This is a genomic window from Vreelandella mediterranea (assembly GCF_970647075.1).
Genome location: NZ_OZ310198.1, coordinates 2004186 through 2016532 on the forward strand (window position 1 = coordinate 2004186; position 12347 = coordinate 2016532).

10 protein-coding genes are annotated in these 12347 nt (G+C 60.5%); 1 reads left to right on the forward strand and 9 read right to left on the reverse strand.

Features of this window, described 5'->3' with window-relative positions; genetic code table 11:
* Window positions 1–34: 34 nt before the first annotated feature.
* Window positions 35–2767 (reverse strand): preprotein translocase subunit SecA, encoded by a 2733-nt coding sequence (gene secA, locus ACWFVE_RS09380; RefSeq protein WP_447529006.1) that lies wholly within the window; start codon window positions 2765–2767, stop codon window positions 35–37.
* A gap of 74 nt (window positions 2768–2841) precedes the next feature.
* On the reverse strand, window positions 2842–3198 hold the full coding sequence (locus tag ACWFVE_RS09385) for a hypothetical protein (protein ID WP_447529007.1): 357 nt from the start codon (window positions 3196–3198) through the stop codon (window positions 2842–2844).
* A 92-nt stretch (window positions 3199–3290) separates the two neighbouring features.
* Here ACWFVE_RS09385 and ACWFVE_RS09390 point away from each other — a divergent pair, with 92 nt between their 5' ends.
* Complete coding sequence (locus ACWFVE_RS09390) at window positions 3291–3761, forward strand: DUF721 domain-containing protein (RefSeq protein WP_447529008.1); 471 nt, start codon at window positions 3291–3293, stop codon at window positions 3759–3761.
* Between the two features lie 102 nt (window positions 3762–3863).
* On the opposite strand, the gene lpxC is transcribed toward ACWFVE_RS09390, so the two are convergent.
* The 7 genes from lpxC to murG form a co-directional block, all read right to left on the reverse strand.
* A complete protein-coding gene (gene lpxC / locus ACWFVE_RS09395; protein ID WP_447529009.1) occupies window positions 3864–4775 on the reverse strand; it encodes a UDP-3-O-acyl-N-acetylglucosamine deacetylase in 912 nt (303 codons plus the stop codon).
* 155 nt (window positions 4776–4930) lie between these two features.
* Window positions 4931–6109: a cell division protein FtsZ gene (gene ftsZ / locus ACWFVE_RS09400; protein WP_447529010.1), complete on the reverse strand. Its 1179-nt coding sequence runs from the start codon at window positions 6107–6109 to the stop codon at window positions 4931–4933.
* Window positions 6110–6143: 34 nt separating this feature from the next.
* Window positions 6144–7433 (reverse strand): cell division protein FtsA, encoded by a 1290-nt coding sequence (gene ftsA, locus ACWFVE_RS09405; RefSeq protein ID WP_447529011.1) that lies wholly within the window; start codon window positions 7431–7433, stop codon window positions 6144–6146.
* Between the two features lie 664 nt (window positions 7434–8097).
* Window positions 8098–8811, reverse strand: a complete 714-nt coding sequence (locus tag ACWFVE_RS09410; RefSeq protein WP_447529012.1) for a cell division protein FtsQ/DivIB — start codon at window positions 8809–8811, stop codon at window positions 8098–8100.
* Window positions 8812–8850: 39 nt separating this feature from the next.
* A complete protein-coding gene (locus ACWFVE_RS09415; protein ID WP_447529013.1) occupies window positions 8851–9780 on the reverse strand; it encodes a D-alanine--D-alanine ligase in 930 nt (309 codons plus the stop codon).
* Window positions 9777–11189, reverse strand: coding sequence for a UDP-N-acetylmuramate--L-alanine ligase (gene murC / locus ACWFVE_RS09420; RefSeq protein WP_447530521.1), 1413 nt, complete (start codon window positions 11187–11189; stop codon window positions 9777–9779). The genes ACWFVE_RS09415 and murC overlap by 4 nt, the downstream gene beginning before the upstream one ends.
* Window positions 11190–11242: 53 nt before the next feature.
* Window positions 11243–12340 (reverse strand): undecaprenyldiphospho-muramoylpentapeptide beta-N-acetylglucosaminyltransferase, encoded by a 1098-nt coding sequence (murG, locus tag ACWFVE_RS09425; RefSeq protein WP_447529014.1) that lies wholly within the window; start codon window positions 12338–12340, stop codon window positions 11243–11245.
* Window positions 12341–12347 lie beyond the last annotated feature (7 nt).

Consider the following 12347-nt stretch of genomic DNA (forward strand, 5'->3'; position numbering starts at 1 on the left):
CGTAAACCGATTCTCGCCTTAAACCGAGAGCGGGCTATTGAAGCTTGCCGCAGCACTGCTTGTATTTTTTACCCGACCCGCAGATACACGGATCGTTGCGCCCGACCTTCGGGCCTTCGCGGCGCTGGGGCTGGGCTTCGGCGCCGGCGGTAGCAGGTGCGACCGCTTCGCTGGCTTGCTCCGGTACTTGCTGGGCCTCGGAAGCGGCGGCCTTTTCCCGTGCGGCGTCTTCGCGGCGCTTCTGCTCGAGGGCATCCACTTCTTCGGGCTGGCGCACCTGAACGTGGCTCAAAATCCGCGTGACGTCGGCCTTGATATTGGTCAACAAATGCTGGAAAAGCTCGAATGCTTCGCGCTTGTATTCCTGCTTGGGGTTTTTCTGGGCGTAGCCGCGCAGGTGAATACCCCGGCGCAGGTGATCCATCGACTGAAGGTGCTCTTTCCAGCGGGTATCGAGCACCTGCAGCATGACCTGCTTCTCGAAGCGCTGAATGAGCGCCTGGCCGGCGGCGGCGATTTTGGCGTCATACGCTTCGCGGTGCATGGTTTGCAGGCGCTCTCTGAGCTTCTCTTCGCTGAAGCGCTCATCTTCGCCTGCCCACTGGGTGACCGGCGCATCGAGGTTGAACTCGGTTTTCAGGTGCGCTTCGAGTCCGGCCAGGTCCCACTGCTCCGCCAGGCTCTGGGGTGGCACGAAGTCGCTGATGGTGCTTTCCATGACCTCTTCGCGAATACCGATCACGGCTTCGGAAACGTCGTTGGAACCCAATACGTCGTTGCGCTGTTCGTAGATCACGCGGCGCTGGTCGTTGGCCACGTCGTCATACTCGAGAAGCTGCTTACGAATATCGAAGTTACGCCCTTCGACCTTCTTCTGGGCGCGCTCGACGGCGTTCGAGACCATCTTGTGCTCGATCGCCTCGCCGCGCTCGAGCCCCAACGCCTGCATCAAACGCTTGACCCGGTCCGAGCCGAACAGGCGCATCAGGCTGTCTTCCAAAGACAGGAAGAAGCGCGTGGAGCCCGGGTCGCCCTGACGACCGGCCCGGCCGCGCAGCTGGTTATCGATACGCCGGGACTCGTGGCGCTCGGAGCCGATCACGTGAAGGCCGCCGGCCTCGAGCACCGCGTCGTGGCGCTTTTGCCACTCGGCCTTGAGCTCGGCGATTTGGGCATCGCTCGGGTTGTCGAGCTTAGCGGCGTCGGCTTCCCAGTTACCGCCGAGCACGATATCGGTACCGCGGCCCGCCATGTTGGTGGCGATCGTGACCGCCCCCGGACGACCCGCCTGGGCGATGATTTCGGCTTCGCTCTGGTGCTGTTTGGCGTTGAGCACGCTGAACTCGACGCCCGCCTCGAGCATCAGCTTGGCAAGATACTCCGAGGTTTCGATCGAGGCGGTACCTACCAGCACCGGGCGTCCAGCTTCGGTCACGGCCTGAACGTCCTTGATGATCGCTTCGAACTTCTCTTCGCCGCTCAGGTAGACAAGGTCGTTGAGATCCTTACGCGCCAGCGGCCGGTTGGTGGGAATCACCACCACATCGAGGCCATAGATCTGGCGGAATTCGAAGGCTTCGGTATCGGCGGTGCCGGTCATCCCCGCCAGCTTATCGTACAAGCGGAAGTAGTTTTGGAAGGTCGTGGAGGCAAGCGTCTGGCTTTCGCGCTGGACCGTCACCCCCTCTTTGGCTTCCACCGCCTGGTGCAAGCCTTCCGACCAACGCCGCCCGGGCATACTGCGCCCGGTGTGTTCGTCGACGATCACCACCTGGCCTTCGACGACGATATAATCCACATCGCGCTGATACAGGTAGCGCGCGCGAAGCGCCGAGTGTACGTGCTGCAAAAGGTTCAGGTTCTGCGCGGCGTAGAGCGAGTCGTTTTCGCCCAAAAGCTCCTGGGCGCGCATCATCTCTTCGACCTTGTTGTGACCCTGCTCGGTGAGCTCGACCTGCTTTTGCTTCTCGTCGAGCACGAAATCGCCGCTCACCGGCGTCTCGTCGTCTTCGCTCACCTCGCCACGCTCTAGCTGCTGGGCCAGACCATTGACCACATTATAAAGCTCGGTGTTTTCGTCCACCGCGCCGGAGATGATCAGCGGCGTGCGCGCCTCGTCGATCAAAATCGAGTCGACCTCGTCGACGATGGCGAAGTGCAGATCGCGCTGCACCTTCTCGTCGAGGGAGAACGCCATGTTGTCGCGCAGGTAATCGAAGCCGAATTCATTGTTGGTGCCGTAGGTGATATCGCAGCCGTAGGCGTGGCGCTTCTCGTCACCGGTTTGCCCGGAGAAAATGACGCCCACGGTGAGCCCCAGGAATTCATACAGCGGGCGCATCCACTCGGCGTCGCGGCGGGCCAGGTAGTCGTTGACCGTGACCACGTGCACGCCCTTGGCGGGTAGCGCGTTCAGGTAAACCGCCAGCGTCGCGACCAGGGTTTTACCCTCGCCGGTTTTCATTTCGGCGATGCGCCCGCTGTGCAGCGTCATACCACCGACCATCTGCACATCGAAGTGGCGCATGCCCATGACGCGCTTGCTCGCCTCACGCACGACGGAAAACGCCTGGGGTAGAAGCTTGTCCAGCGACTCGCCGGACTCGAGACGGGTGCGTAGCTCGCCGGTCTTTGCCTGAAGCCCGGCGTCGTCAAGCGCCTCGATCTCGGTTTCCAGCTTGTTGACGTCCAGGACGCTTTTTTTCATGCGCTTTACGTCGCGGTCGTTTTTCGAACCAATGGCCTTGCGCAGTAGTGTATTAATCATGAACCTTCCAAAATCATTTCAAGCGCGCCCGCGGGGCACCCTGTTAAATAAAACGGCGAAAAAAAGAGTGACAGCTACTGGTGGGGCGGTCCGCGCTGGGTCAGCACGTCTTGAGCGGCGACCTTATAAAGCGTGATAAAAGAGGTATCCCAAAGCCTTTTACAAAACCGTACGGTGGGGGTTTTGACGCGACAGGCCAGGTGTCGTACGCGGCGCTTGATCGCGATACGCCGGGACTGAGCACGCAAGATAGCGGGTACCCAGAGGCATACCAAAACCGCGCGCTCGCCGCGGTTGGCGGCGCTTGCGGGCGACAGGCCCACCGGGAGCAAGCAGCTTACCAAAAGCCCAGCCAGCCACCAGCGCGCCAGCCCACAGCGGCGAGCGCGCCCTGGGGCGGTCAAAGTGGCTGGCGCGGCGTTAAGCGGCATGCTGGGTGTCGGCTCCTGAGCGTGGTAGGCTCTTTGTCTTACGCCGGGCTAAAGCCGCGGGCGTATCGAATCGGTTCTTTGGAATTAAGCGTATGAGTATAAAGGTTAAGCGTTCTCGCGCACAGCCCATCAACCAGGTACTTGCAAGCTCGTCCGAGGTGAGCAACCTGCTGCGCCAATCGCGTATGATCGACCAGGCCCAGCGTCATCTTCGCGCCCATCTACCCGAAGAGATGCGCGAGCATATCTTTGTCGGCGGCTTCAGCAATGCGCGGCTCACGCTGATTAGCGGCCAGGCCAGCTGGCTTGCCTGGCTTCGATTCGAGCAAAGTCGGCTACTCGAACTGCTCCACCAGTTGCCGGGCTTCGAGGCCGTCACCGGCTTTCATTTCAAGGTACGTCCGGTACGCCCGATTACCGCACCGACCCGAAACACCCGCGCGCTTTCCCAAAGCGCCGGTGAAACGCTGACCCAATGCGCCGAGGACACCCGAGATGCACGCCTCAAAGGCGCGCTGGAGCGCCTGGCCTCCCACGCCAAAGGTAAAAATAGCCCCAAATAAACGCATAAAGCACCGCAAGCGGTGCTTTATAAATGGGGTAAGGTAGGTTTTTTTCAACCGCCCACCCCGGATTACTTTGGGCCAGTGCTTCTGCCCGATACCTTAGGCCATGGCTGGTGCGGCGTAGGAGATCGGGGCAACGTCCTTCTCGTCTTCGAACGTCACGATCTCGAAAGATTCGGGCTGGGCCAGCAACTCGCGGCAAAGCTGATTGTTGAGCGCGTGACCCGACTTGATGCCACGAAACTCGCCAATCAAACTAAAGCCAAGCTGGTAAAGATCACCGATGGCGTCGAGCACCTTGTGCTTGACGAACTCATCTTCGTAGCGCAGCCCGCCCTCGTTCACGATGCGGTAATCATCGACCACGATAGCGTTGTCGAGGCTTCCGCCCAGCGCCAGATTATTGGAGCGTAAAAACTCCAGATCGCGCATGAAACCGAAGGTGCGTGCCCGCGAGACTTCCTTGACGAAGGAGGTCGTCGAGAAGTCGATTAAAGCGTGCTGGTTTTGCTGCTCGAACACCGGGTGATCGAAATCGATCGAAAACGATACTTTAAAGCCCTGATAGGGCAGAAAAACCGCTTCCTTGTCGCCGTCACTCACCGCGATGCGCTGCTTGATGCGAATGAATTTCTTGGGCGCATCCTGCTCCAGAATCCCCGCCGACTGAATCAGAAAGACAAAGGGGCTGGCGCTGCCATCCATGATGGGTACTTCCGCGGCGCTGATATCCACGTAGGCGTTGTCGATTCCAAGGCCTGCAAACGCAGACATCAGATGCTCGACCGTCGCCACTTTGACACCCTCGAAGGAGAGCGCGGTGCAAAGCCGCGTGTCTTCCACGAGCTCGGCGCGAGCAGGAACGTGTACCACGGGGTCCAGATCGGTTCTGACAAACACTATCCCTGTGTTTGCGGGTGCCGGTCGCAAAGCCAAATGGACTTTTTTACCCGAGTGCAGACCCACTCCGGTAGCGCGAATGACATTTTGTAATGTGCGTTGTCTGATCATGGGCGTGGTAGAACTCTAAAAACGGCGCCGCGCGGCAAAAGACCGGCGCGCCGAGGGAAAGAAAGGTTATCGAACAGTGTTTACTTTAACAGTAAACGAGCGCTTTAACCAATAGGTCGTGGTTAAAACGCTCGCTCTGAGGGCACTGTCGTGAATCAATCCGCCTGGCGGCGTAGAAACGCGGGAATATCCAGGTAGTCGTCGGACTCGGCCGAACGGCGCTTTTCCGGGCGCGGCTTGGGCGACGATTCCTGAGCCTCAGCGCGCGCCGCCGACTGCTGACGCGTCACGGTGGGCTGCTGCATTTTACGATAGTCCGCCGGCTCCGCTGCGGCGCGGCGCGTGGCCGGCTCGCGAACGGCCTGCTTGGGCTTGTTGCCATCGAGCCCCGCAGCCACCACGGTCACGCGCAGCTCGTCGGACATCTCCATGTCGATCGAGGTGCCGACCACGATCGTCGCTTCCTGAGAAGCGAACTCTTGAACCGTGGCACCCACGTCGTTGAACTCGCCGATGGAGAGATCCGGGCCGGCGGTGATGTTGACCAGAATGCCGCGAGCGCCGTGCAGGTCGATATCTTCCAGCAGCGGGCTGCGAATCGCTTTTTCCGCGGCTTCGCGAGCACGGTTTTCGCCGGTGGCGCCACCGGTGCCCATCATCGCCATGCCCATTTCGGACATCACGGTGCGCACGTCGGCAAAGTCGACGTTGATGATACCAGGGCTTGTGATCAGCTCCGCAATACCCTGAACCGCGCCGAGCAGCACGTCGTTGGCGGCGCTGAAGGCGGTCAAGAGCGTAGCGTTTTTACCTAGTACGGATAAAAGCTTCTCGTTGGGAATGGTGATCAGCGAGTCGACGTGCTCGGAGAGCTCTTTCATGCCCTCTTCCGCCGCGCGCATGCGCTTGGGCCCTTCGAACGGGAACGGGCGCGTGACCACGGCCACCGTTAGAATACCCAGCTCCTTGGCGACCTGGGCCACCACCGGCGCACCGCCAGTACCGGTGCCACCGCCCATACCGGCGGTAATGAACACCATATCGGCGCCGTCCAGAAGCTCAGCGATACGTTCGCGATCTTCCATGGCCGCCTGGCGCCCCACCTCGGGGTTCGCACCGGCGCCCAGCCCTTTGGTGATCTCGCCACCCAGCTGTAACACCGTTTTAGCCGATACGCGCTTGAGCGCCTGAGCGTCGGTATTGGCACAGATGAATTCAACACCTTCGATGTTGCTTTCCACCATGTGGTTGACCGCGTTACCGCCGCCGCCGCCAACACCGACTACTTTAATGACCGCACTGCTCGAGGGTGCGTTATCTACCAATTCGAACATAAGCCCCGTCTCCTGAACCGCGCTTGCGGCCCTGTCAGAAATTTCCTTTGAACCAGCCTTTGATTTTCGCTAGCGCCGAATGACCATCCCTGCTATCACGCTGAACGAGCTCACCGCGCGCTTTGTGCGCCGTGCTGACTCGCCCATGGCTCTCCAGACCTTGTCCGTGACGTGCCTCTTGTAGTGCGTAATGCAAAAGGCCAACGCCTGTCGCATAGATGGGGTTGCGCACCACATCCGCCAGCCCGCGCACGTTTTGCGGGCAGGCGATGCGTACCGGCATGTGGAAGATTTCTTCCGCCAGCTCGCTCACCCCTTCCATACGCGAAGTGCCGCCGGTGAGTACCACTCCGGCGGCCACCATGTCTTCATAGCCACTGCGGCGTAATTCATCGCGTACCAACGTAAAGAGCTCTTCGTAGCGCGGCTCGACCACTTCCGCCAACGCCTGGCGGGATAGGTCGCGCGATGCGCGGTCTCCAACGCTTGGTACCTTGATCATTTCATCGCTTGCGGCCAGTTGAGTCAGCGCGCAAGCGTACTTCACCTTGATTTCTTCAGCATGTTGGGTCGGTGTACGCAGCGCCATCGCAATATCGTTGGTCACCTGGTCACCGGCGATGGGAATGACCGCCGTATGGCGTATCGCGCCTTCGCTGAATATAGCCATATCGGTCGTGCCCCCACCGATATCGACCATGCACACCCCAAGCTCGCGCTCATCTTCGGTGAGCACCGCCATACTGGATGCCAACTGCTCCAGGATGATGGCATCCACGTCGAGTCCGCAGCGGCGTACACACTTTTCGATATTTTGCACCGCGTTCAAGGCCGCGGTGACCAGGTGCACCTGAGCCTCCAGACGCACGCCCGACATGCCCAGGGGTTCGCGAATGCCGCCCTGGGCGTCGATGGAAAACTCCTGAGGCAGCACGTGTAGCACGCGCTGGCCTTCAGAAACGGCCCGGGCGCGGGCGGAGTCGATAACACGATCAATATCAGACGGGGTGACTTCCCGCTCTTTAATAGCCACCACACCGTCTGAATTCATCGAGCTAATGTGACTGCCGGCAACGCCTACGTACACCGAATGGATGTCGCAGCCGGCCATGAGTTCCGCTTCTTCGACCGCTCGTTGAATCGACTGGACCGTCGATTCGATATTGATCACAACGCCCCGCTTCATCCCTCTTGAAGGATGAGAGCCTATACCCGCAATCTCGATTCCACCGTCATCGGTGGGTTGACCGACTATCGCGACGACCTTGGACGTTCCGATGTCCAGCCCGACAACCATATTGGATGCATTGGGTGAGCCTGCCATGAGTCGGGTGATCTCCTTATAGTAATCCTGTAAACGATAGACGGTTGATGGTCGACAACCGCTTATCTACACATTTGCCTGTCATTGATAGCCATTAGCCGACTATTCTCGACGAACTATTCGCAACGAACTATCTGCACGAACTATTCGCAACGAACTATCCGCAACGAACTATCTGCGACGAACTATCCGCAACGTACTTTATTTCTCAGCGCACTTTATTTCTCAACGTACTTCATTCTCATAGCGGAACATCTTCGAATCGGCGCTTTAAAGTGACATTATTTACTCAGCGCCTTTTGCCAAATTATCCCTGGTGACAGGTCTGTACATGGCGCTTAAAACCTGTATATTTATACACGAGCATCGCAAAAGCCCGCTTAAAAATACTCAGATAAACAACGAGCACTAAAGCCGCGTTGGACTCCATGAGGCACTGCCGATCCTTAAATATTATGCGTTGATCAGAGCATGTAACACTAGATCAACACAAATAAATATCAGCGAACAAACCTATCATATAGAAACGATGACCATTATACGACCAGTCATGCACCACGATAATGGGCTTGGCGGATAATTTAAACCCCATTATCGGGTTTTCCTTGTTGGCAAACGCTCACTTTTACCTTTCAAGCGCCGCTTTATTCATTAAAGCGGCTTTTTACTCCTCGCTATCGTCGAAATCGCTCTGCCCGTGCCAGGCAACCGACACCCCGTTGGGGTAGCGAAGATCGATATAGCGAATCTGGTCGCCCTGGCTTGCAAGCTCGCGCTGCCAGGAGGCCGTGAGCCTGGCCAAGCGAATATCGTGCTGGCGTCTACCCAGCATGACCCAGGCACCGTTATCGAGCTGTAGTCGCCAAGCGCCGCGGGGCTCCAGGCGCAGCTGAGAAAGCGTTAGCGACAGCGTGGCAAAGTGCGGAGTCAGGCGCTGATAGTAGTCGAGCACCTCTTCACTACTGCCCGCGGGCCCGGCCAGGTCGGGCAGGTTCGGCGGCACATCAAGCGGTGCGAAGGGAAACGGCTCCCCTAGCGGATTGAGCAAGAAATCGTCGTTCCAGCGCGCGATCGGGTCCTGCTCGACCAGCTCGAAGACCAGCGCATTGGGCCACTCCCGAGAAATACGCACCTCGAAAAGCCAGCCGATTCCAAGCGCCCGTTCGCGCAGCTCGCCCAGATCCGCCGAAAGCCAGGTCGCGTTTTGCACCAGTGGTGCAAGCTGGGTGCGCAGGTAGTCGGCGCTGACGTAATCCCACTCGCCGCGAATCGAGACCCGCTCGATGGGCCGGTCCAGCCAAAGCCATAGCGCCCGACCGCCCGCACCGAGCAGCAGCGCAAGCAAAATCACGCCCACCCATGCGTTACGCTTTTTCATAAAGCTGTCTTCATAGAACTATCTTCACAGTAGAGAAGCTCATGCGGGGCCGGCGGTCGCCAATATCTTCATGACCAGCTCGTCGAAGCCGACACCAGCGTGCGCAGCGGCCTGGGGGACCAGGCTATGATCGGTCATACCGGGCACGGTATTCACTTCGATTAGCCAGAACGTGCCGTCGGCGTCGCGCATCACATCGATCCGCCCCCAGCCCTGCCCGCCCATGGCGCGAAATGCCTTTTGGCAAAGCGCGGCCAGCGCCTGCTCCTCACTCGCGTCGAGCCCACAGGGCAAATGGTAAAGCGTCGTATCGGAGAGGTACTTCGCTTCGTAGTCGTAAAAGCCGCCGGGCACTTCGACGCGAATAGCGGGGAGTGCTTCATCCCCCAAGAGCGCCACGGTGTACTCTTCGCCTTGGATGAACCGCTCGGCCATGACCTGAGCATCGAACCGAGCGGCCTCGGTATAAGCGGCTTTAAGCTCCGCTTCGCTTTTGACGATGCTGATCCCAAGCGTCGAGCCTTCGTGAACGGGCTTGACGATCATGGGTAGGCCGAGTGTGTCGATGACCACGCTCCAATTCGCATCGTCGTCCAGCGTGATACTTTCGGGGGTCGGCAACCCCTGGGCGCGCCACACCTGTTTGGTGCGCTCTTTATCCATACCCAAAGCCGATGCGAGCACACCGCTGCCGGTGTAGGGAATGCTCAAAAGCTCGAGCGCGCCCTGGAGGGTGCCGTCTTCGCCGCCGCGCCCGTGCAGGGCGATGAACACCTGTGAGGGTGCCAGCGCCTCGAGCCCGGCAAGGCCGCCATCGCGTGGGTCATAGCCCGTGGCGTTCACGCCCTGGCGTTTTAGCGCTTCGAGTATGGCTGCTCCGCTTTTCAACGACACCTCGCGCTCGCCGGAGGCGCCACCCAACACGACCACGACGTTATCCAGCGGCGTGTTCATTGCTCGTGTACTCATAGCTCAACCTCGTCCAGCACAAGCCCTGCTTTTGCCAGGGCCAGCGAAATACCGCCGATATCGCCGGCGCCCTGGGTGATTAGAATGTCGTCCGGGCGCAGCACCTTTTCCAAAATCGTCGAAAGCTCCTGCTTCTCCTCGACGAACAGCGGGTCGACCTCGCCGCGCTGACGAATCGAGCCGGCAAGCGTTCGCCCTTCCGCGCCGGGAATCACCGCCTCGCCGGCGCTGTAAACGTCCAACAGCACCAGGGTGTCGACCTGGGAGAGTACGCGCACGAAATCCTCGAACAGATCCCGCGTGCGGCTGTAGCGGTGAGGCTGGTAGAGCATCACCAAGCGCCGCTTGGGCCAACCGGCGCGGACCGCCTTGATCACCATATCGACTTCACGAGGGTGGTGGCCGTAGTCGTCGACCAGCATGATCTCGCCGTCTTGACCCGGCGCCGGGAAGTGGCCATGCACCTGAAAGCGCCGTCCGACGCCGGCAAACCCGGCGAGTCCGGCCAGAATCGCCTCGTCGCTCACCCCGGCGTCGGTCGCCACTACGATCGCCGCCATGGCGTTTTGCGCGTTGTGGCGGCCTGGCATCGCCAGACGCACTTCGAGCGGCGCAGCGCCGTCCGGGCGCAGCGCGGTAAACGTCACTTCGCCTTCGCGCTGGGTGAAATTCGTGATGCGGTAGTCGGCCTCTTCGTTGAAGCCATAGGTGACGAACTGGCGCTTGACCTGCTCACAGAGCCCGTTGACGTGCGGGTCGTCGGTGCAAAGTACCGCCAAACCGTAAAACGGCAAATTGTGTAAAAACTCGATGAAAGTGGTCTTGAGCCGCTCGAAGTCGCCGCCGTAGGTCGCCATATGGTCGGCGTCGATGTTGGTGACGATCGACACCATGGGCTGAAGGTGCAGAAACGAGGCGTCGGATTCGTCGGCCTCGGCCACCAGGTAATCGCCCTCGCCCAGGCGCGCATTGGCACCGGCGCTGGTCAGCTTACCGCCGATCACGAAAGTCGGGTCGAGCCCGCCTTCGGCCAACAGCGTGGCGGTCAGGCTGGTGGTGGTGGTTTTACCGTGGGTGCCGGCGACGGCGATACCGTGGCGAAAGCGCATCAGCTCGGCCAGCATCTCCGCGCGGCGCACCACCGGCACGCGGTGTTCCTGCGCCCAGCGAATTTCCGGATTGGTTTCATCGATCGCGCTGGATACCACCACCACGTCGGCGCCCTCGACGTTTTCCGGCGCGTGGCCCATGAAGACCTTGACGCCGCAGCCGCGCAGCCGCTCGGTGACCGTCGAAACTTTCATGTCGCTACCGCTAACCGCGTAGCCCTGGTTGGCCAGCACCTCGGCAATGCCGCACATGCCCGCCCCGCCGATACCCACGAAATGCAGGCGTTTGATTCGCCGCATGCCAGGCCCGGTGGGAGTGCCGAATGGGGTTGGCTTGTCGGTCGTTAAATCGGTCACACCGAATCTCCTTGCTTCACTAACGAAAGGCATCCTGCCGCTAAACGCTCGGTGGCGTCCAGGTGCGCCGCCTGGCGCGCGCTCGAGGCCATGCTGGCCAAGGTGTCGTGGGTCAATAGCTCGCCCAACAGTGCCGTCAGCCGCTCTGGGGTCAACTCTTTTTGCACTACGCAGCGCGCCGCCCCGGCCTTGACCAGCACGTCGGCATTGACGCGCTGATGATCGTCCACCGCAAAAGGAAATGGCACCAAAAGGGCCGGTTTCGCCGCCGCGGCAAGTTCGGCCACGGTCAAAGCGCCCGCGCGGCAGACTACCAGATCCGCCCAGTCGTAGGCGGCGGCCATATCGTCGATGAACGCGCTCACCTGGGCCTCGACATCGAGGGACCGATACGCCTGGCGTGTCGCCTCATCGCGATCCTTGCCCGCCTGGTGCCACACCTCGGGGCGGCTGGCTTCATCCAGCGCCGCTAGCGCCACCGGTAGGCGTTCGTTGAGCGCCACGGCGCCCAGCGACCCGCCGACCACCAGTAACCTGAGCCGGCGCGCGGTGAGCTCGGCGTCTGTGCGCGGCGTCTCACCCAGCACGGCGATCTCGCCGCGTACGGGGTTGCCGATCACCTCGGCGCGAGGACCAAAGGCGTTCTCGAAAGCGGCGTAGGTCTTGTTGGCCAGCCGTGAAAGCACCCGGTTGGTCAGCCCCGCCACGGCGTTTTGCTCGTGAATCACCAGCGGTATACCCGAAAGTTTGGCGGCGAGCCCGCCAGGGCCGCTGGCAAAGCCGCCAAGGCCGACGACGACATCGGGCTGGAAGCGTTTGATGACGCGACGGGCATCACACACCGCCCGGCTCAAATTGAACGGCGCCTTGAGCCAGCCCGCCATCCCCTTGCCGCGCAGCCCGGCAATGGCCACGGTGTGAAGGGTAATGCCGGCCTCGGGTACCAGGCGATTTTCGATGCCGCGCGGGCTTCCCAGCCACTCTACCGCGACGTTCTGCGCCTGCAGCGCCCGGGCGAGCGACAGCGCAGGAATCACGTGACCGCCGGTACCGCCGGCCATGATCAAAATGCGTCGACGTGCATTCGTCGTCACAAATAAC